A 21987-nucleotide genomic window follows, 5' to 3' on the forward strand; every position below is an offset into this window, starting at 1 on the left:
CCAAGAAATGGAGTAGATCCGCAGGAGCGCAAAAGAACGTCGATGTCAGGCACGTATTGATGAAGCTAAAACCTAGCATCAGCTGGAGCTCTGGTCTGATGATTCATTACCCGTATTTGATGATGTTCAAAGCCACCCTTCTCACATCCCTCATTCTGACGAGCCTCCTCGCCACGCTTATTGCAGGTTCTGAACCCAAGTTCCCCTTGCAAGCCATACCTGAGAGTTCCAAGTCACAGTTCCTCAAGCGGCAAGCAGCGCCCCATGTCTTTGTTGACCCCGGCTACCGAATCTGGGGAATGGCCGTCATCAAGTGGAGCGATGGAAAGTACCACGGTTATTATGCCCGTTGGCCAGAAAAACTTGGCCACAACGCATGGATGACCCACTGTGAAATTGCCCACGCCGTTGCAGACAAGCCCGAGGGTCCCTTCACTCATGTCAACACCGTGCTCAGCAGCAAACATCTGGAGGGATGGGATGTCAACAACGCCCATAACCCCGCCATCTGTATCGCCGATGGAAAGATCTGCTTGTATTACATCTCTAACGATCTTAAAAAGATCTACGATAAGGATCCGGCAAAGTTTTACCCGGACAATCAATGGTTCGTTAAAAATCGAAAAGCTCTCCGCAACAGCCAGCGGATCGGAGTCGCCATCGCCAGTTCACCTGAAGGCCCGTTTGAGCGACACCCCTCCCCCGTGGTGGAGCCTCACGGCAGATTCAAAAACATCGCCGTCAATCCGGCCGTCACCTATCAGAATGGAACTTTCACCATGATCATGAAGGGAGACGACATTCGTAAAGACGGTTGGTTCCGTATCCAGCTCGTTGGGCATTCCTCGTCTCCCACAGGCCCATTCACTTTCCAGCCGACCCCGGTCTACGACCGGGCCCAGACCGAAGATGCAGGCATCTGGTATGACCAAAAAGACAAAACCTACTACATGGCATGTCATGTCATGGGGAAACGGGACCTCGCCTTATTCCACTCCACTGACGGCAATGCGTGGAGCATGACTGCCATCCCTCTGTTCATGAAAAAACAATTTCGCCTTGGCGATGGAACCATCTGGAATCCTGCGCGCGTAGAACGCCCATTCATTCTGACTGACGACCAGGGCTCACCTATCATGCTTTACCTCGCCGTGGCCGATAAAAACGCCAATGGCAATATTGCTGTGCCATTCAAAAAATAATCCACTCAATCATGCCATCCATGAAAACGACCAGTGCCATCCTCTTGTGCTCCCTGCTCTACTCCTGCGCAGTAAACGCCCAGGACACCCAGCGATCACGGCCAAAACAGTGGGAACAGCTCGTTCCAGGCGCCCGCTTTATGGATCGATTTCTCCCTAACCCAGTAAGAGGAAAACTCAGTTCCGACACCTGGGGCGTTGACGCGGTCAAACCGCGTGATACCCAGCTCGGCATCGAAGACCCGGCCTGGTCGTACTGGGGTGGCAATATCCGCCATGTTGACGGCACCTACCACCTCTTTGTCTGCCGCTGGCCTGAAAACCATCCGAAAGGGCACATGGCATGGCACGGCTCTACCGTCGTCCGTGCTACCGCGCCCCATCCATGGGGTCCCTATCAAGTAGCCGAAGAAATCGGCAAGGGGCACAACCCGGAAATCTTCCCAACCAAAGACGGAAGCTACGCCCTCTACGTCATCAATGGCTACTACCATGCGCCTGATATGTCCGGCCCGTGGACACGGAAAAAATTCACTTTCAACACCCGCGATCGGCGTGTCATCGAAGGCTACACCAACATGAGCTTCGCCCCACGTGAAGATGGCTCCGTGCTGATGGTTTGCCGGGGAGGTGGCATCTGGATCAGTGAGGACGGACTCTCACCCTACCAACAAATCTCGGTCAAACGCGCCTACCCACCCGTGCCCGGTAATTTTGAAGATCCTGTCATCTGGAAAACCAACATCCAGTACCACATGATTGTCAACGACTGGAAGGGGCGCATCGCCTACCACCTCCGGTCCAAAGACGGGCTCAGCTGGGTCACCGAAGATGGTGAAGCCTACTTACCCGGGATCGACCGCTATGAAGACGGAACCCATGTTGATTGGTATAAATACGAACGCATCAAAGTGCTGCAAGATGACTTGGGCCGAGCCTATCAAGCCAACTTCGCCGTCATCGATTTCTCCAAATGGAAAGATAAAGCAAACGATCAGCACAGCTCGAAAAACATCCCCATCCCGCTCACTGTGGGCCGCCAACTCAGCATCCTCAATCCAGAGACCATCGATGCAGGCACGTCAAAAATTCAGCTTAAAATCCACGCGGAAGAAGGCTTCGACCCTCATCAGGATATGGACCTGCCGTCCCTGCGCTTCGGCCCCAGCGCCGAAGTCAACTACGGCCGGGGCGGCAAGGTGATCGCATCAGAAAAGGACGGCAAAGACCTGATTGTAAGCATCGACGCCTCCAACCATGCGTTCAACAGCGAGCACTTCGCCGGTAAACTGCTAGGCAAAACCAAACAGGGAAAACTTCTCTTCGGATACTCACGACTGCCGGGAGTCCAATACGCGGCTCCCATGCTCTCAAGCCGACTCCCCACCGTCAAACAAGCTGATAAAGGCCAGTCTCTCCGTGTTGAAACCACCAACTATGGGTTGAACCGTTCTCCCCAACAACAAGCCAAGATCGAAATCTCCAACGGAACATTCAAAGAAAGCCTCAAGATGAGTCTTCCGGAGCTTCAGCCCTATGAATCGGTTACTCTGGAGATCCCCCTGCCGCAATCGCTGAAGCCAAAAGAGACCCACCAAATCAACATCATGGTGGAAACTCAATCCACCCCATTGTTTACCAGCCAACACCGCAACCCCAAACTCATCGCGCCATAAGCGTATGCGACTCACCAACTCCCCACATTAACGAATATTTATTATTTAATATCATGCCAATCCGGCTATAGCTTGGTTGTGCCCTTGAATCAACGATCCATAAAAATGCTGGCGGACGAGCCCTACCGGCTCTTTTTCCCCGTAGCTCTGCTGGCCGGAGTTTTCGGCGTCATGCTCTGGCCCATGTTTTATGCCGGACAACTTTTCTGGATCCCGGACGCTCTCCAGCTTTCCTACTACCCCAATCTGGCCCACGCCCACCTCATGATCCAGGGCTACGTCGGCGGCTTTGCCATCGGCTTTATCGGCACCGCCATGCCCAAACTGCTGAAGGCTACACCGCTCAAAGCCCCCCTCGTTGCGCTTCTCTTTCTTCTCCACCTCGGCCTGACGCTACTCCACCTCTGCAACCACACCCGGATTGCAGACGGACTCTTTGCCGCGATGCTTCTGCTGATGCTCAGTCAGGTGCTGATTCGACTCCAATCCGGTAAACTCGCTCCGCCTCCAGGGATGGTGCTCGCCGGCATGGGACTTCTCAGTGGTGCCCTTGGCGCTGGCTGGCTGGCTGCGGTAGGACTGCAAGGTGACATAAGCATGTACCGTTTTGCCCAGCGCTTGCTCTACCAGGCATTTATCCTTCTCCCCCTGATGGGGATCGGAGCCTACATCTTTCCGATGATCCTCAACACGGCAAACAAACATGCCGCTCTGAACCAAGAAAAACGATCACGCGCCTGGAAGCTCAAGTTTACAGAAGCCCTGATCCTCGGTTGTTTGATTCTCGCCAGCTACTGGGTAGACTCCCGTCACCCTGGCCAGACCAGTATGCCCTGGGTCCGATTCCTCTTATGCGCTGTCTGGCTCAGTAAAGAATGTGGGTGGCTGCAATGGAAATCAGCCCGCGGCATCATGCCCTGGGCACTTCGCTCCGGCATCCTCTGCCTACTCTGCGGCCTGATCGCCGTAGCGTTGATCCAGCGACACCCAATCGCCCTCGACCACAGCCTCTACATCGGAGGATTCGGACTGATCACCATGATCGTCGCCACCCGGGTGATTTACGGTCACAGCGGCCAAGGCAAGATGTTTCAGCGCTGGGTCAAACCCCTCTGCTGGTGCACAGGCTTGCTGCTCTTCGACATGCTCACCCGGGTAAGTGCGGATTTTATGCCCTGGATCATGGTTTCCCACCACGTCTACGCCGCACTGCTCTGGGTGGTGGTCAGCATCATCTGGGGGATTGCCTTGCTGCCATCGGTGCGCAAGCGCCCCTTCGCAGGTATGGGGCTGTCCTCAAAGCCAACGCCCCCCAACCCCGCCACTCAAACGAAGTCGTTGATGGACATGGATTTCAGGAAATAAAGATCAAGTCATAGGTTCAATCCACCGTGCGTGTTCCCCTTTTTGGGTCAGAACCCAGGTGACGGCATAGGCAAAACTAGCATCTGCACCATCAAAACCAAAAATGATCTGCTTCCCGTCCTCAGTGATTTTGATGAAAGGTAACTCACCCGGCTCCATCATGGCAGGCTCCTTGTAAGGATGCAGGTGCAGGTTGAAACAATCTTTCCATAGGGCTTCTGGAACCGGGACCACCACACCGTCCCACTTGAGTTCAAAGGAAATGAGCTCTTTCTCCGGCAAGACTCCTTCAACACCCCAAGGACTCCGACCATCGATTTTCATCTTTCTCGTATCCGGATCATTGAGACCTACCACCTCATGACGGTCTTTCCGGTAGGAGGCCCCCACGATTTTTAATTCGATCGAGTGGCCCGCCTTACTTCCCTTCCAGTGAAACACCACCGGATCCTCCGCAGAGGCCGGAGAGCAAAACAACACAAACAAAGGCAACAGGGTCAGTGAGAAGAATCGAAGCATCACCGATGGTTCTCCACAGGATACACAATGTCAACCAGACGGCGTGACTGCGTTGAAACAAACGCCAAGCCTCCGCCGAGCCAGTGGTGGCGTTTATAAAGCCCACCACCCAACGTAAAAACCCGCACACCGGTTAGGCATGCGGGTTGGAAAAAATACGCAAATGCATGAATTACTTCGCGAGGTATCCGGAAACACCTTCGTGCGTCGCGGTCATCGCGTCTTCACCCTTCTGCCAGTCCATGGGGCAGACTTCGCCGTGCTCTTCAAAGTGCTGCAGAGCATCGATCACGCGAAGGCACTCGTTGATGGAACGGCCGAGAGGCATGTCGTTGACCACCTGGTGGCGGACGATGCCATCCTTGTCGATCAGGAACAGGCCACGGTAGGCCACCATTTCTCCTTCGACCACGAGGTCGCCGTATTCATCTTCCACATACTCACCTGCGAGCACATCGTAATCGTTGGCGATGGTTTTGTTGATGTCTGCGACGAGTGGGTAGCTGACATCCTGAATGCCACCCTTGTTTCGTGGTTGCTGCAACCAGGCAAAGTGAGAGAACTCGGAATCGGTTGAGCAACCGACCACCGCAACGTTACGCTTCTCAAACTCCGCGATTTCTTCTTGGAAACGGTGCAGTTCGGTCGGGCAGACGAAAGTGAAGTCCTTAGGGTAAAAGAAAAAGACGACGTATTTTTCGCCCAGATACTGGTCGAGGCTGAAGTCTTCGATGATTTGAGCTCCTTGCACGGCCTTGGCTGTGAAGGACGGGGCTGATTTTCCTACGAGAACGGACATATTAGTAAGTTGATGTTAATAGTTTAAATCCAAGGATGCGTGTGTGCTGTGCCACCCGCAAACCGCGGCTTACATACGCCAGCTTTTGAATTCAGCAAATGATTTTTTCAGTCATGCATGGCTAACCTTTCAGCAAGCTGAAAATAAGACCTGAAACCGATGGACTCCACACTTCAGCGACCTTAAACAAGAATGCTGGGGTGACACTCCATCAGGCACACGCTCCCGGTCAGCAGCACCTCATCATTGTTTTACGACAGAAAAACGAAAAAAGGCCGAATAACACACCGTCTGGTTTACGTAATGAAACATCACCAACCATACCAACCGTGAATAAAAACTTTTTAGCTCTCAGCCTAGCCTTGATGACCTCATTCACCCCAGGCACGCTTATGTCCGCAGAGAAAATCAAGGTCCTGATCACCGACGGCCCCCAGAAGGCCCACAATTACAAAGACACAACCCCGGTTCTCATGCAACTCCTCGGCAAGACTGCCCGATTTGAAGTCGATCACTCTCGCTCCACAAAAAAGGGCTGCGAAGACGGAACTTACAAGCCGGATTTTAGCCTATACGATGTGGTTGTGATGAATGAAGGCTTCGGTGCTGCAGATTGGCCTGAGGCCACTCAAAAGGCCTTTGAAAAATACATGGCAAATGGTGGAGGCATGGTTTCCTTTCATGCCGCAAACAACTGCTGGCCGAACTGGAAGGAATATAACAAGATGACAGGCATTGGCGGATGGGGGAAACGCAATGAAAGCAGCGGCCCCTATCTATACATCGATTCCGAAGGCGCGGTCGTCCGCGACACATCCAAGGGAAAAGGCGGCAGCCATGGCCCCCAACACGAATTCAAATTGATTGTTAGAGAGAAGGAGCACCCGATCATGAAAGGCCTTCCTCCCACCTTCGTGCACGGTCCGGATGAACTCTACGATAGGTTGAGAGGGCCGGCAGAAAACGTAACGATTCTGGCAACGGCCTTCTCATCGAAGAAGCAACGGGGAACTGACCGCAACGAACCCACCTTAATGACCATCACCTATGGCAAAGGGAGAATTTTTCACACTGTTCTGGGCCATGGCGTGAAGCAAATCAAGCAAGGCAGTTTTGTAACCACGTTTCTGCGTGGCACGGAATGGGCAGCCACAGGAAAGGTAAGCATTCCCGTCCCTAAGGATTTCCCCAACCAGAAAGTTGAATAGGTTCACTTGGAGCCAGTAGCCTGACAAAGGCAAGGGATGAAGGCATGAGTATCGATATCAATGGAAGTCGAACCCGTTCTTTCCGAAATCATCAAATGATAAAAATAGTAGCCACTCTGCTCCTCCTCAGTTTTTGGGTTGATGCCAAAACTCCCGCAATTGTAGCACACAGAGGAGCATCCCAAGATGCACCGGAGAACACCATACCGGCTTTTAAGCTGGCCTGGGAACAAGGGGCAGATGCCATTGAAGGCGATTTCTTTCTGACAAAAGACAATCACATCGTATGCATTCATGACCCTAACACGAAAAAGGTAGCGACCCGAAATCTGGAAATAAAAAAATCCACATTGGCTGAACTACGCACGCTGGATGTAGGCGTTAAGTATGCTGACCACTTCAAAGGGACGAGCATCCCGCTCATCTCAGAAGTTTTTGCGACGGTCCCCGCACAAAAAAAGATGATTTATATCGAAATCAAATGCGGCACTGAAATCATACCTCCCTTACTTAAAGAAATCGGAAGATCAGGGCTCAAGCAAAAACAAATCGTCATCATTAGCTTCAACCACAAAGTGATCGAAGCCATGAAGATCAAAGCCCCACAGTACAAAGCCTTCTGGCTTTCGGGCATGGAGAGGGATCGATCGGGGAAACCAAATCCTTCGTTGGAGACCGTGCTCTCAACCTTGAAAAAAATCAACGCAGACGGCTTTAGCTCACACCACCGGCATATCGATAAAAAATTCATACGAGAGCTCATCGACAAGGGTTATGAATATCACGTATGGACCGTTGATGATGCCAAGACGGCAGCGCGTTTTCAGCAATGGGGAGCAACATCCATCACAACCAATGTGCCCGCCCATATTCAAAAATCCATCGCCAAATAATACCAAGTAGTAAAACAGACGGGACGATCGCCGAGATGAATGAGTTCTTTGGTAAGGCGCGACGAAGGAATGGTGCGGGCACCATGACTAAGGAGAAACAAAGCCAAAGGAGTCATTCATCCGGAACTCTCATGCATCACGCAGTGCTTTTCCAAATACCTCAACAACGATCAATCGTCTCGTCTGTTTTGCGGAGTGGTATAAATCCGCAGGCAGGCAAGCCATATCAATAGGCTCATGCTCATGAAGCTGCAGCATCGCTCAAGCGTTCTCCATTGAAGCCCACGCTTCTACAAAGGACTCACACGCCCCCCGTGGGTCGATCGGAACCACACTGAGTCAACAGACCGAATCAAGATTCGAGGCCGGCAACACCGTCACCCTCCTGACCAGTCTGGTTTTGCCGCTGCTTCTGATCCAAATGAGAGCGGGTATCCATACCCGCGCCCAAGGGATTCTAGCTTTTTTTCTTCAGCAGAGGGAAAAGAACAACGTCACGGATGGTCGGGGCTCCGGTGAGCATCATGATCAAGCGGTCGATCCCGATGCCGATACCACCGGCCGGCGGCATACCATTTTCAAGCGTTTCAACGAAGTCGTGGTCGATTTCCTGCTCTTCCTCTCCGCCAGCCTGATGCTCGAGGCGCTCACGTTGGACATCGGGGTCGTTGAGTTCGGAATATCCGGGTGAAATTTCCTGACCGTTGATGATCAGTTCATACACTTCCACGGTCTTGCCACCGGGGGTGACTTTTGCCAAAGGAATCAGCTCGCTCGCCACCCGGGTGACAAAACAAGGGTCAAAGGTGTGTTCTTCCACCTTTTTCTCGAAAACCTGCTGGACCACTTCATAGTCCTCCATTTCCGGTGAGATCTGCACGCCGAGTTCGTCACATTTGGCGCGACGTTGCTCCGGTGTGATATCGAAGAAATCGTCCCCGGCGACCTCTTTGATCAAATCATGGTAATTCGCCCGCTTCCATGGACGCTGCAGGTTGATCGTGCGGAGCACATTCCCCTCCTCGTCCTTGTGCTCGATTTCAAGTCCACCACAGAACGTCTCTGCCAAATGACAGGTCATTTCCTCCACCATATTGGCCATGGTTTCAAAATCACCGTAGGCAGCATAAGCCTCAAGCATGGTGAACTCCGGGTTATGCCGACGGGAAATGCCCTCGTTACGGAAGTTGCGATTGAGTTCAAAGACCTTGGTGAATCCACCCACCAGCAGGCGCTTGAGGAACAGCTCCGGAGCAATCCGCAGCGTGAGATCCATGTTCAAGGCATTGTGATAGGTTTCAAACGGACGGGCGGCAGCTCCTCCGGCCACACTCTGCAGCATTGGCGTTTCCACCTCGAGAAAATCGCGCTCGTGCAGGAACTTCCGGATCTCGGCAATCATCTTCGAGCGGGTGATAAACACCTCGGCGCTCTCCTCGTTGCTCATCAGGTCGAGATGGCGCTTGCGGTACTTGGTTTCGCGGTCGGACACGCCGTGCCACTTGTCGGGCATCGGGCGAAGCGACTTCGAAAGCACGGTCAGGCTGTTGACTTTGACTGACGGTTCGCCCTTACCGGTGGTGAACGTCTCCCCCTCCACGCCGATCCAATCGCCGAGGTCAAGCAGCTTGTAGGCAGCCCAATCGGTTTCACTGACGCCCTTTTTATTCAAATAAATCTGAATCCGGCCCTCGACGTCACCGAGCGTAGCAAAGACGGATTTACCCATATCACGGATCGCAAGCAAGCGACCGGCGATGGTCACCTGTTTTTCATCGGCAAAATCGGCCTTCAATTTACCCGGCGTGGTTGTGGTATCAAACCGGGCACCGTAGGGGTCGATCCCAAGCTCACGTAGCTGGGCCAACTTCTCGCGGCGAACAGCGATCAGTTCAGCTTCCGTGGATTGGGGTGTCTCTTGCTTTTGTTGCGGGTCGCTCATGGCGCGCGGAGCATAGGAGCGAAACAAAATATTTCAAGGGCGGAAATTCAGCGGTCTTTCTTGGGCTCCTCCATTAGGGAGATGATCTCGGTGATGCCTGCGGCGCTGACAGGATGGTCAGGGTTTCTTTTAGATTTTACAGGATGTTTAATTTTCAAAGATCAAGGGTTGGCCAAAACCTATCGCTACCTTCTAAAAAATCATGTAATACCACTCCGCAAAACAGACGAGACGATTGATCGTTATTGAGGTATGTGGAAAAGCACTGCGTGATCCATGAGAGTTCCGGATGAATGACCCCTTTGGCTTTGTTTCTCCTTAGTCATGGTGCCCGCACCATTCCTTCGTCGCGCCTTACCAAAGAACTCATTCATCTCGGCTATCGTCCCGTCTGTTTTACTACTTGGTATAAATCCTCTTCAATCCTGTGAATCCTGTCAGCGCCGCAGGCTGTTAGCCCCTGCTGTATTCGCCCTGGCGGACTGTCGGGTCACCCAGCCACCTCTGCGCCCCCTCCATTCTTAAGGCTCGTTCAAGCAAGTCCGGAAACCCGTAAACACATCCGTTCGTCCAGGGAAATACGCCTGGCGGTAGGTGTTGCGAATCAAATTCGAACTTGTGGCACAAGAACCGCCACGTGTCGTTTTATGATCTCCAAACTGCAAAGTCGACATGTAGGGGTACCGATCCACACAAAAACCATCGTACGGCAGGTACTGGTTCGTCGTCCACTCCCAGGCCGTGCCCAGCATCTGCCGGCATCCTCCGGGGCTTGCACCATCAGCTAGAGCATCGACGGCCAGCTGTCCTAAGCAACGACCATCCATATCAACCAGCTCCGCATGCATGGTGTCCCCCCATGGATATAGCCGGGCGTCTCCGCCTCTGGCGGCGGCCTCCCATTCATACTCCGATGGCAAGCGCCGTCCTGCCCATTGGCAATACGCCTCGGCCTCCCAGAAGCTCACCGCTATCACTGGGCAACGAGTCGGCAAGGGTTGCCAGACATTAAACCTTCTCAAGTACCAGTCTCCGTGGTCTTTTTTCCAGTACGATGGCCGACGGCGCGCGCCTTCTCTGAGCCAATGCCGGCCACCAAAGCTCCACAACTCAGATCGTTCATAGCCACCATCCTCGACAAAGTCCCGGAACTCGCCACAACTCACCAAGGTTGGAGAGATGGCAAAGGCTTCCACATCCATCTCAAAACCCGGCTTTTCATGATCGAAACAAAACACCCCCTCGCCTGGAGGCTCGGCAGGCATCCCAATCCGGTACTTCCCCGTCGGGATTTCCACATCAGACAATGACAACCTATCCGATTCATCCGGGCAATCAACATGCCCCATAAACGATGGCTGAGGATACGCCAAGATCTGCCGGCTATAAATCAACGACTCCACATGCATGTTCTGGTGGGCAATTCCATACCTCACCAAATACGCCTGATAGGGGGTGAGAACGCCGGAGGTCAACACCTCCCTCATCTCATCCAGAATCCGATGATAATACGTAAAGGTTGTCTTCCGATCCGGAACCAATCCATCGCGCCAACGTTCCCGGTGCTGAATTTCCAGTGAATCCCAAATCTCATCAAACCCCGGCATCCTCGCATCCGGGTGGCGGAACTCGCGGAGAAAAAAGGATTCGTAAAAAAAGGCAGAATGCCCCACCTCCCAAATAGGTGGATTGATGCCACGGTGATAGGGGACAGCCAACTGATCATAACTCAGATCATCTATCAGCATCCGCATCTTCAGATCCGCCTCATCCAATGCTGCCAGCAAATCATTCGCACAATTCATACCCGTATCATATGCAGGAGGCTATCGCTTTGTCGAGACTACAAGCGACACGCCTCAATCTCCGGATTCAAGATCGAGGCTTCCTCCCTTGACAGCCACCTCTGGACGCTGCAGATCTGTCCCGACCATGAACCCCAATCCTCCACTGCTCGAGATCCTGCATACCGACCCCTGTTTCGTGGTGGTGAACAAACAAAGCGGCATGCTCGCCGTCCCCGGCCGTGGGCCGGAAAAAATCGACAGCGTGGCCCACCGGGTCAAATTGATGTTTCCGGGATGTATCGAACAGCCAGCCGTGCACCGACTCGACATGGATACCTCGGGGTTGATGGTGGTGGCTCGGACTGCCGAGGCACACCGCCATCTGTCCCGCCAGTTTCACGAACGCCAAACCAGCAAACGCTACATTGCTCTGCTCGACGGCCTACTCGCGGATTCGCTCGGCGCTGAAGGAAGCATCGAGCTTCCCTTCCGACTCGACGTCGACAACCGACCAATCCAGATCTACGATGAAGTACACGGTAAAATGGGAACAACCCACTGGTCGATTTTGGGAGTAGAAAGCGGACGCACCCGAGTATCCTTTACCCCGGTGACGGGTAGGACCCACCAACTACGACTTCACGCGTCCCATGCCAAAGGCTTGGGCGTTCCGATTGTGGGTGACCCGTTTTACGGTCATGGCACGGGCCCCGGCCAGCTCCTGCTGCACGCTTGTGAACTTGGTTTCACCCATCCTGACACCGGAGAATCGCTGCATTTCCGGTCGGCACCGGCATTTTAGCCTCTCTAATCGGGGACATGCCAAAAAAAAATAACATTGGTATTGCCATTTTCTGGCGGGTGCATTAGCAAGTGCGCGCGCTACGGCGCAATCACAGATTCAAGCGGGTATAGCTTAGTGGTAAAGCTCCAGCCTTCCAAGCTGATTATGCGGGTTCGATTCCCGCTACCCGCTCCATCTGAACACCCGCTCAAGGGTGTTTTTTTATGTCCAGAACACTCACCATTCCCTTCCCCACACTGCGGGTAGTGGGATGAGAACCCTCCGAAGCGAACAAAGTGAGCGTAGGCCAAGGTTCGAGCGCACCATGTTCGTGCATCACGAACTGACCTCCCCATCAAAAATCCGGAGGAGGATTTTTGCACACTCGCACAGCCTGAGGGGCTCCGAAGGCAGCGCACATATCATCGATCAAACTTTCGGAGGAGAAAGTTTGCACACTCGCACAGCCTGAGGGGCTCCGAAGGCATTCCCGCTACCCGCTCCATCTGAACACCCGATCAAGGGTGTTTTTTTATGTCCAGAACACTCACCATTCCCTTCCCCACACTGCGGGTAGGGGGATGAGAACCCTCCGAAGCGAACAAAGTGAGCGTAGGCCAAGGTTCGAGCGCACCATGTTCGTGCATCACGAACCAACCTCCCCATCAAAAATCCGGAGGAGGATTTTTGCACACTCGCACAGCCTGAGGGGCTCCGAAGGCAGCGCACTTATCATCGATCAAACTTTCGGAGGAGAAAGTTTGCACACTCGCACAGCCCGAGGGGAGCCGAGGGCATTCCCGCTACCCGCTCCATCTGAACACCCGCTCAAGGGTGTTTTTTTATGTCTGGGTATCTGGCTAATCAACAGTGGCTTAAACGGGGGGGGAACGAAGCCTCTGCACAGACAACGGTATAGATCAACTCACTAATCAGACAATGCTTAGTCTGAGAATAGACTCTGAGACGGTTTTTCTCCAAAACTCTTCTGATAATCGGCTGCAAATTGCCCCATATGCCAAAACCCCCATGCGTTGGCAACATCAGCGATTTTAAGATTTTTCAATTTGGATCTTCGAAGGATTTGATGCACTCGGCTTAGGCGAATCGCTTGGAGATAGGCCTTGGGCGTTACTCCAAAGGTTTCTTTAAAACCTACTTGAAGCGTCCGGTCACTCACACCCGTGATTTCACAAAGCTTTTTAGTATCTGGAACTTCTTGAGCATGTGCCCGTAAGTAGCATTCAGCCTGACGAACCGCATTGGCCTTTTTCTTCGAACAAATCACTTTTGATCGTGAGTCGGTTTGACTCAAACCTCTCAACAGAGCGATGAACACACGATCCATCTGAGCGACCAAGTCAGCAGAATAGTGTGGTTTTGCAAGAAGAGCCTCATACCGGCACATTTCCTTTAAAACCAACTGCATTCCCTTCAAAGTGAGACGGAATACCTCTCCTTTATCCATGTCCTCTAGAACCTGCTGATAACCTGTGACCTCAGCTAATTGTCGGAGTGTTTCATCGGTGACTGAGAGCGAGGCCAAATGAAATTCAGGCTGATTGATGGCGAACAGCTCACCCCCATCGGGGAATACCATCACGTCTAACCCCGTTACCATTTGCCCGCGCCAGTGAAGACCGCCATCCAAGGTTGTAAGAAAAGCAAAAGTTCGGACGCCACTAGGTGGTGTCCCAACTTGCTGAGTGGGATGAGAAAAATAATTGCGACCAAAATAGTATCCGGCCGTAGGGTCAATGACTTGAAACAGTTCTGAGGTAAAATTTCCTTTTGATAGAAGCGCCAGATCAACATCCCAACCGCGATACGCTTCGGCATGGGCATCAAAATTACCAAACCCCTTATGGATCAGCATATAGTTGGGCTGAGCATCGAGGCAAACCGATGATTTTAAGTCATATAACATTTCCGGTGGGCTTTTTTTCGCTTTTTTGATGTGTTGTAGCTAATAATGAGGTATCGTTCCCAGATGATCTTTTACAAGGTCTCAGTAAATTATTCAGCGAACCAACAGATAGACAACAATGAAACCTATACACAAAAGAAACATACGGCGAGCTTTACCGCTTGCTCTTAGTGTCTCAGCGATGCTGCCTTTGTCATCATCGGCAAAAGAGATTATTCATGATGCGGAGTATTACGTGCTTAAAGCGCAGCACGGTGATCAATGGGCTAAACAAGATAAAGAAATTAATGAAAAGCTAGCAGCTCTGCGCAGTAAATTTGGCACTCCTCCGAACATTATTCACATTATGTGGGACGACACCCCCGTTGGTGAAGTCGGGATTCCTGCTCTCCAGCAGTTGAGGGGGTTTACAACACCGAATATTAACAAGCTGGCGGCGGAAGGGATTAATTTTACGCGGATGTATACCGAGCCTTCCTGTACTCAAAGTCGGGCAGCGGTTGTTACAGGTCGCCATTCTGTCAGAAGCGGGATGACTCAAGTTGGTTTTCCTTTCGAATATGGTGGTCTGCGGAAGGACGAAGTTACGATGGCGGAGGTCCTCGGTAATGTTGGCTACGCCACGGCATTCTATGGTAAATGGCACCTCGGGGACATCGAAGAAAGTTATGTCAACAAACAGGGATTTGATGATGCGGTATGGGAGCCCTACAACCAGTTTCCTATTATCTATGGCCCGCAAGCAGAGATCGCCGGAGGAGTATTACCCACAACAGCTGTTCCTGACATTTACCCCGACGACCCCTTTGAAATGGATAAAGATTGGAGGACGATGGGGCATTGCGCAGTACTTCAAGGTAAGAAAGGTGGGCCCGTTCGTGAGCTTGTTCAGCCTGGCGACCTACCTGGGTGGTATAAAAACATGGAGGATAATAAAACGCGAACGTTGTCATTTATTGACAAAAACGTAGCAGCCAAAAAGCCGTTCTACATTGCCTACTGGCCAGAGCTCATCGCCTTCCTCCCCTTCAAAGAAAGAAAAACTCTCTCAGGTGGATTTCTCCAAGAAGGTTTAGCTAGATTTGACCCCTTTGTGGGAGACTTGATGGAACATCTGAAAGCCAAAGGTATTGCAGAAAATACTCTTGTGATTCTTATGGCCGACAATGGTCCCATGACTCACAACGGCCCTCCAGGCATGGTTGAAACACTCTACCGCGGCGGAAAGGGAGACTATCTTGAAGGTGGTATCCGCGTTCCCGCCATGGCCTGGTGGCCAGGAATGATCGAAGCGGGTCAAACCGTTGGGGACATTATCCACGAAACAGACCTTTTCACGACCTTTGCTCGTCTTGCGGGTGCAGAGAAGCATATCCCAACGGACAGGGTGATCGACGGCGTCGACCAGACATCCTTGCTCATCAATGGCAACTCGAACAGCCGGCGCGATTATGTGCACATCTACACAGGTGAGATCTACGCTGCCACGGTCAAGGGGCGCTTCAAGCGGCACTGGGTCGGGGATCTTCCAGGATTGAGTGGAGCGTCGTTTTACGATCTTTATAACGACACCAGGGAGGTTCAACCCAAAATGCTTCCAGGCTTTACCATGAAAGGCATGTTCAATGCCATGAGGGCTCGCCACGAAATCTGGAATGAAAAGTATCCACACTCTTTGGAGGCTCGTGGACATCCATTTACAAATATCGAAAACGCCCGTCCCGAAACGGTGAAAGCATCAAAGGCACGTTTTAATCAGAATGAGGTTCCCTTTGATGTTGAAGAAGTCATGAAACGGACTCGTGAATTAGAAAACTTCGAAGCTAACTGGGGGATTAAATAAACACCTGGAGTCATTCACTATTCATCAGCAACGTCATGGGCACTGGCTTATGGCGTTGTATGTTTTTAGGCTCAGCCATCTCAGACGGAAACGAATCCTTTGCCAGGATTAAAATCAGGCACGAACTGAGGAAAAGAAAACCCGCCTCCTCTATCATGTTTGCTACTATCTGAAATGGCACAAACTGACCTGTGCATTGGAAAAAATTGTTGACTTATACTACTCGAAACAGAAACTGCTTTCTATAAGAAATCATTCTGGTTTTGCATTACTTACAAATACTATGAAAAAAACATCCTACACACTTTATCTTTTCTCTGTAATGCTTTTAGGAGGTGGCAGCCTTTCCGCTGCTAGCACCTATACCTATGACGTTAGTAATGTAGGTCCAGGCAACACGCTTCTCTCCAATGATAACTGGACGGGCGATGATATTGCAAACTGGAAAGTTGGTACATTTAGTGGCGTAGGGGAGTACCTGCGAAACTCGAACGATGGAGACAATACCATCACGCGTCAGAATGATGCTAACTTCTCCTTCACTATCGACGCCTCGACTACCAGTTTTTCCTTGGAAACCCATGGTCGCTTCGGCGTGAATGGATATTTTGAACTTGGGCTCGTGAACAGTTCAGGGTCTCTACTCGTTGGGCTAGGTGCAGATTGGTATCAACAAAACAGGAAATGTATCATTCTTGAGGGGGGGCGTAATTATGAAACAGGAACATCCTATCCCAATAATCTCGACGGAGTTCACGCCATGAAACTTGATGTGGACCTTCTCGCTAACAGCGGTAATGGTTCTGCTGACCTCTATTTTGATGGCAATCTGATTATTGATGATATGGCGCTTACTCTGCCTGACATGACGACAGCGACGGGTTTGCACTTCCGTTCTGGCACGAGATATAATGGCCCAGGAACAATTGTGATCACGACTATTCCTGAGCCATCATCAACGGCACTTCTTGGGATCGGCGGCCTTGCTCTGGCCTTACGTCGTCGCAAGTAATCCTGATTGCCTACAAGAATATTTCCCAGGCCCACGCCCTTCACTGGGAGTGGCTTTTTTTAATAAAGAGGTGTTTATCTGCTCATATTTCCTTCCACCCTCTTTACCTTTCGTCATTTACGTCAACAACCCTAACGAATATAGGGACGAGCCTTTCTTAAGTCGAGTTATGCGCGCTCTCGTCATGACAAACACTCTTTAACCTCGCTCTCCCTTGCCTAGTATCGAGTTCAACTTAAACCCAGAAGGCTGATAGTCCGTCGGCCGGTGTTCCTCCGGGATGGTGATGTCATTGCCATCTCTTACGGCATTGTAGATCGGGGAAAGAATCTCCACCCCAGCCTCGTTAAACGCATCCTGAATTGACTGATGCAGTTGGGAGTAAATCTCCTGGGTTTTGCGCGGATGGCGGGTCAGCACATTCAGTTCGTATGCCACACTGAAGTCCCCGAGGCTTTTTTGCAGGACAAAAGCGTGGGAGCTATCCTCGATATGATCCACTTGTTCAGACGCCTTGATCAGCAACTCGTGCACCTGCCGCCATGGGACATCGTAACCAATCGTCACCTGGATATGGAGCAATACCCCGGTTTCCCTGGCATGGGTGCTGTAATTCACAATGTGGTTGTTCATGATCATCGCATTGGGAATAGAGATCACCACATTTTTCGGCGTCCGGATCCGTGTAACCAGCAAGGATTTTTCTACGATGTCACCAACCGTATCGGCGATCCTCACCCGATCTCCAGTCTGAAACGCCCTCATGTAGGTAATGGCAATCCCGGCGATGATATTGGCCACCGCCGATGTCGAACCCAACGATACCAGCACCCCGATAAAGATTGAAAGCCCCTGCAAAGCCGGCGACCCCGATCCGGGCAAATACGGGAACACCACCACCAAGGCAAAAACAATAATCAGCAGACGAACCAGCACATAAGTGGGATGCGCCCACTCTTGATAAAATCCATTGATTTCAATACTGCCACGGCCAAGCCCGTCAAACACCACCTTGACTACCCGAATGATGAAATGCGCCAACACCGCCACCATCAAAATAAACAACATGCTGGGCAGAAAATTGATCACATCCTGCTGCAGGATCATATACGTCCCACTCACGTAAAGCCATACCCGTTCCGGGATGTGCCGTAGCGAATCAAACTGAGTCAGCACCAGCACCCCGTAAATGGCCATCAACAACAAAAAACAAAACTTCCTCACCAAGCGGGTGATGACTTTTGCCCATTTGGTGATTTCTTCCGCTTGAATAATCTCCTGATTCTGAAACTTGACCGACCGGATGGGCCTCTTGAATATTCGGCCGTGCTCGGTTCCCACCCAGCGGAACAGGCGCCGAACCACCAACCAACAAATAAGGGCTCCCAGCGATGCCAGGAAAATGATCAACGCCCGATCGAAGAACGAGGCATCCATCAGGCCCGAACTCCATTCGGTTACACGGTCGATGTATTCTTTCATAACCAACATTCTATCCACAATTCAAGCCTCAGGTAAAGACACCAATCCGACATCCTCCCCCCCAGAGTAAAAAACACAAAACACCCCATCCCGAATCGCTGTCAGATTACATCCACCACAACCGTATACACCATCGATGAGAACGTTCTACCTCGCCATCCTCGCCTCCGCACTTTGCTATCCACCTCCGAGCGCCGCTGCGGCTCCAAGCTCCCCAAACGAAGAGGCCGCACAAAAATCAGCCAAGGCACTGAAAATCATCAAGGCCTGGCGCGGCGATGCACAGGCAAACCCCTCCGATGCACGCACCCTGCATGTCGTGTACTGGACGCCCTCGGACCACCCGGCCGCTCCCGCCTATCGTGAGCGCCTGAGCCGGACGATGTTTCACATCAGGGATTTTTATGCCCGCGAAATGAAACGACTCGGCTTTGGCCCGCTCAGCATCAATTTGGACACTGAAAAAGACGAACTTCTCAAAATCCACATGGTCACCGGCCTCAAACCCTACGCCGACTACAAACCGAGTGACGGCCAACGAATCCTCAAAGAGTGCGTCCCAAGCTTGGAAAAAGCAGGCATCACTGAAAACAAAGAAACCATACTCATTTTCTGCAACCTCTCCAAATGGGATGCCGAAAAAATGCTCATCGTCCAAGACAGCCCGTACTACGCTCGCGGCACCCACTGCGAAGGCTGTGCCTGGCAAGTCGACAGCCCCATCCTCGACCCCAACGACCTGGATAAAAAACAACCGATGCTGCGCGACCGTCAATACGGTCGGATATCGCTCGGGCGCTATAACTCGATCTTTGTAGGAGGCGTCTGCCACGAACTTGGCCATGCCCTCGGACTCCCCCACAACCGGGAGAGGCAAGATGAACGATCAGCCCACGGAACCGCTTTGATGGGATCGGGCAACCGCACCTACGGTGAAGAACTTCGCGGCGAGGGCAAAGGTTCCTTCCTCACGCTGGCCAACGGCTTGCGACTCGCCACCCACCCGATGTTTTCCGGAGTCACCCGGGAGATGTGGAGCAAAGGAAAAGCCACGCTCACGGACATCGATATTCAAGCAGGAGACCGCTTGCTCAAGGTTAGCGGCAAGGTCAAACACGCCGAGGGGACTCCTCCGGTGTATGCCGTGCTGGCCTACTGCGATCCCGCTGGCCGTAGTAACTACGACGCCACCACGGCCACCGCCATCCCCGACGCCGAAGGGAATTTCACGCTACACTGCACCGACCTTCAAGCCGGCAAATCCGCCTCCCTACGCCTGATCGCCCTCTATGCCAACGGTGACGCCACCTCCCACATCGGAAGCCGGACACCTTACGCGTTCCCCTACCTGGTCGATAAGAACGGCCAAGCCAATCTCGACACCTGGAATCTACTCAGAGAATTCCTTCCCTTACAATCAGCCATTCAACGACGGAACCAAAAGGACATCCACAAGGAACTGACCCTTCTCAGCAAATCCCAGCAGCCGAAGGCCTCGGCCATTGCCAAACGTATGCTCGCTCGCGGTCACCCACATCCATCACCTGAAAAGATCGAGGCCGAAGTTCAAGCCGTCGCCCTGGCCGACACCACACCGGCATCTGCCAAAGTCGGCTATTTCCGGCCCACCTACAACCGCCTTCCCAGACCCGATGCCATCCTGCAATCCGAAAGCCAAATCTTTACCAGCGGCATCTATGCCCATGCGCCGGCCAAACACAGCTATCAACTGGGAGGAAAATGGAAAACGCTGAGCGGTCAATGCGGCATCGCCCAAGGCAATAGCGGAAGCTGTGTCTTTGTCATCAAAGCCGATGGAAAAACGCTCTGGCGCTCAAAAACCGTCAAATCCGGAAGACTCCAAGGCTTCAAAATCGATGTCAGCGGCAAACAAAACCTCGAACTCATCGTCGAAGATGCAGGAGATGGCAATGGTTCAGACTGGGGGCTCTGGCTGGAGCCTCAACTTAAACGATAAACAGAGACTTCACGGTTAAGCTCACGGGCACGTCATCGTTTCCGAGCTTTCCCTGTGATCCAAGGTTTTCAAATCCCGCAGCTATGTCTACATTCACTGCGTGACCAGCACTGATCTTTCCCGCCACCTTTCCTCCTTTTTACCAACCGACCAAGTGTCCACGGCCGAGGACGTCCTGGATGCTCACGCCTCGGATAAGTGGCACGCATCCGCACTGCCGGATGTCGTGGTTTTTGCCCACACCACCGAAGACGTCGCCAAAACCGTCGCTTTTGCCCATCAGCATGGCATCCCGGTCTACACCCGCGCTGCCGGAACCGGCCACATCGCCGGATGTGTCCCCGTTCATGGTGGCATCCTGATCTCGACGGAGCCAATGAACGAAATCCTCGAGATCAGCCCGTCCGACGGCACCGCGGTGGTCCAACCCGGCGTCATCACCGGGGAGCTCCAACAAGCAGTACGCGAGCATGGATGGTATTACCCACCCGACCCCGCATCGCTGAAAGAATGCACCCTCGGAGGCAATGTCGCCACCAATGCAGGAGGCCCACGCTGCCTGAAATACGGTGTCACCAAACAATACATCCTCGGGCTCACCGTGGTCCTCGCCGACGGACAAGTCCTCAAAACCGGAGGCCGCTGCCATAAAAACTCAACCGGCTTCGACCTCACTTCCCTGATGGTTGGCTCCGAAGGCATGCTCGGTATCATCACCGAGATCACGGTCCGCCTGATCCCCCACCCGCAGACCCGTGCCATGCTCGGGGCCTCGTTCCCGGATTTTGCCGCAGCGGCGGCGGCCGTGCAAGCGATCCTGGACGCAGGCACCCTGCCCAGTGCCCTTGAGATCACCGATGGCTTCACCATGAATGCCGCACGCGATTACCTCGGAGCCGACAAGCTGCCACCGGGAGATGCCTACCTCATGATCGAAATCGATGGAAACACAGAGACCGTAGCCCGCGAACTTCCCACGCTGCGTGATTTTCTGCTCGAGCATCAGGCACTTCGCATCGATGAAGCGCCAAATGAAGATGCCTGCGAGCGCATCTGGCAGCTCCGCCGTGATTTTTCCTACTCGCTGAAACACACCGGACTCACCAAACTCAATGAAGACATCGTCGTGCCTCGCTCCAAACTCGTCGCCTTGGTCGAATTTGCCGAACAACTCCAACAAGACACCGGCATCCCGGTCGCCTGTTTTGGCCACGCTGGTGATGGCAACATCCACACCAACATCATGGTCGCCGATTACGATGACCCCGAAATCAAAGCCAAGGCCGATGCCGCTCTGGACCGACTCTTCACCTGGGTGATCGAAAACGACGGCGTCATCAGCGGCGAGCACGGCATCGGACTGGCAAAAAAACCATGGATCACTCAAGCACTCGGAGAAACCTCCATGGAAGTCCACCGCCAAATCAAACAAACCCTCGACCCCAAAAACATCCTGAACCCCGGAAAGTTTCTTGATTGATCAACGAACCAATAGAAACGATCCCCTGATCCCCCACCATCTCATCAACTTCCCCCTTTGAGCCTTAGCCCGAAAATAAAAAACAGGACT

Annotated in this window: 16 protein-coding genes and 1 tRNA gene; 11 read left to right on the forward strand and 6 right to left on the reverse strand. The window is 52.5% G+C overall.

Annotated features, from left to right (window positions below):
- Nucleotides 1-59 precede the first annotated feature (59 nt).
- From HW115_RS09090 to HW115_RS09100, 3 genes are all read left to right on the forward strand, one after another.
- Nucleotides 60-1202, forward strand: a complete 1143-nt coding sequence (locus tag HW115_RS09090; protein ID WP_227021390.1) for a glycoside hydrolase family protein — start codon at nt 60-62, stop codon at nt 1200-1202.
- 20 nt (nt 1203-1222) lie between these two features.
- Nucleotides 1223-2878 carry a glycoside hydrolase family protein gene (locus HW115_RS09095; RefSeq protein WP_178932308.1) on the forward strand — a complete coding sequence of 552 codons (1656 nt, stop codon included), beginning with the start codon at nt 1223-1225 and terminating at the stop codon, nt 2876-2878.
- 84 nt (nt 2879-2962) lie between these two features.
- Nucleotides 2963-4243 (forward strand): NnrS family protein, encoded by a 1281-nt coding sequence (locus tag HW115_RS09100; RefSeq protein WP_178932309.1) that lies wholly within the window; start codon nt 2963-2965, stop codon nt 4241-4243.
- A gap of 3 nt (nt 4244-4246) precedes the next feature.
- Here HW115_RS09100 and HW115_RS09105 read toward each other — a convergent pair whose 3' ends face one another.
- Both HW115_RS09105 and HW115_RS09110 read right to left on the reverse strand, forming a co-directional pair.
- Nucleotides 4247-4762 (reverse strand): hypothetical protein, encoded by a 516-nt coding sequence (locus HW115_RS09105; RefSeq protein ID WP_178932310.1) that lies wholly within the window; start codon nt 4760-4762, stop codon nt 4247-4249.
- Nucleotides 4763-4934: 172 nt separating this feature from the next.
- On the reverse strand, nt 4935-5561 hold the full coding sequence (locus HW115_RS09110; RefSeq protein ID WP_178932311.1) for a peroxiredoxin: 627 nt from the start codon (nt 5559-5561) through the stop codon (nt 4935-4937).
- A gap of 329 nt (nt 5562-5890) precedes the next feature.
- Here HW115_RS09110 and HW115_RS09115 point away from each other — a divergent pair, with 329 nt between their 5' ends.
- Both HW115_RS09115 and HW115_RS09120 read left to right on the forward strand, forming a co-directional pair.
- Nucleotides 5891-6769: a ThuA domain-containing protein gene (locus tag HW115_RS09115; protein ID WP_319609287.1), complete on the forward strand. Its 879-nt coding sequence runs from the start codon at nt 5891-5893 to the stop codon at nt 6767-6769.
- Nucleotides 6770-6864: 95 nt separating this feature from the next.
- Entirely contained in the window at nt 6865-7662 is a 798-nt protein-coding gene (locus HW115_RS09120) for a glycerophosphodiester phosphodiesterase (protein WP_178932312.1), read from the forward strand.
- 457 nt (nt 7663-8119) lie between these two features.
- On the opposite strand, the gene lysS is transcribed toward HW115_RS09120, so the two are convergent.
- Together lysS and HW115_RS09130 are read right to left on the reverse strand one after the other, a co-directional pair.
- Nucleotides 8120-9604 (reverse strand): lysine--tRNA ligase, encoded by a 1485-nt coding sequence (gene lysS / locus HW115_RS09125; RefSeq protein ID WP_178932313.1) that lies wholly within the window; start codon nt 9602-9604, stop codon nt 8120-8122.
- 521 nt (nt 9605-10125) lie between these two features.
- On the reverse strand, nt 10126-11409 hold the full coding sequence (locus tag HW115_RS09130; RefSeq protein ID WP_178932314.1) for an SUMF1/EgtB/PvdO family nonheme iron enzyme: 1284 nt from the start codon (nt 11407-11409) through the stop codon (nt 10126-10128).
- Nucleotides 11410-11536: 127 nt separating this feature from the next.
- Between HW115_RS09130 and HW115_RS09135 the strand changes: the two genes are divergently transcribed.
- Entirely contained in the window at nt 11537-12193 is a 657-nt protein-coding gene (locus HW115_RS09135) for an RluA family pseudouridine synthase (RefSeq protein WP_178932315.1), read from the forward strand.
- A 103-nt stretch (nt 12194-12296) separates the two neighbouring features.
- Nucleotides 12297-12370 (forward strand) — tRNA-Gly (locus HW115_RS09140).
- A 748-nt stretch (nt 12371-13118) separates the two neighbouring features.
- Here the strand turns inward: HW115_RS09140 and HW115_RS09145 are convergent.
- Nucleotides 13119-14102, reverse strand: coding sequence for a helix-turn-helix domain-containing protein (locus tag HW115_RS09145; RefSeq protein ID WP_227021391.1), 984 nt, complete (start codon nt 14100-14102; stop codon nt 13119-13121).
- Nucleotides 14103-14220: 118 nt separating this feature from the next.
- Here HW115_RS09145 and HW115_RS09150 point away from each other — a divergent pair, with 118 nt between their 5' ends.
- Together HW115_RS09150 and HW115_RS09155 are read left to right on the forward strand one after the other, a co-directional pair.
- On the forward strand, nt 14221-15945 hold the full coding sequence (locus tag HW115_RS09150; RefSeq protein WP_227021392.1) for a sulfatase-like hydrolase/transferase: 1725 nt from the start codon (nt 14221-14223) through the stop codon (nt 15943-15945).
- A gap of 283 nt (nt 15946-16228) precedes the next feature.
- A complete protein-coding gene (locus tag HW115_RS09155) occupies nt 16229-16957 on the forward strand; it encodes a PEP-CTERM sorting domain-containing protein (protein WP_178932317.1) in 729 nt (242 codons plus the stop codon).
- A gap of 198 nt (nt 16958-17155) precedes the next feature.
- Here the strand turns inward: HW115_RS09155 and HW115_RS09160 are convergent, their stop codons facing one another.
- On the reverse strand, nt 17156-18439 hold the full coding sequence (locus tag HW115_RS09160; protein WP_178932318.1) for a mechanosensitive ion channel family protein: 1284 nt from the start codon (nt 18437-18439) through the stop codon (nt 17156-17158).
- 136 nt (nt 18440-18575) lie between these two features.
- Between HW115_RS09160 and HW115_RS09165 the strand changes: the two genes are divergently transcribed.
- The gene (locus HW115_RS09165) at nt 18576-20417 is read left to right on the forward strand and encodes an NPCBM/NEW2 domain-containing protein (RefSeq protein ID WP_178932319.1); all 1842 of its coding nucleotides are present in this window, start codon (nt 18576-18578) and stop codon (nt 20415-20417) included.
- Nucleotides 20418-20517: 100 nt separating this feature from the next.
- Nucleotides 20518-21897 (forward strand): FAD-binding oxidoreductase, encoded by a 1380-nt coding sequence (locus tag HW115_RS09170; protein WP_178932320.1) that lies wholly within the window; start codon nt 20518-20520, stop codon nt 21895-21897.
- Nucleotides 21898-21987 lie beyond the last annotated feature (90 nt).

Source organism: Oceaniferula marina (genome assembly GCF_013391475.1).
Classification (GTDB): Bacteria; Verrucomicrobiota; Verrucomicrobiia; order Verrucomicrobiales; family Akkermansiaceae; genus Oceaniferula; species Oceaniferula marina.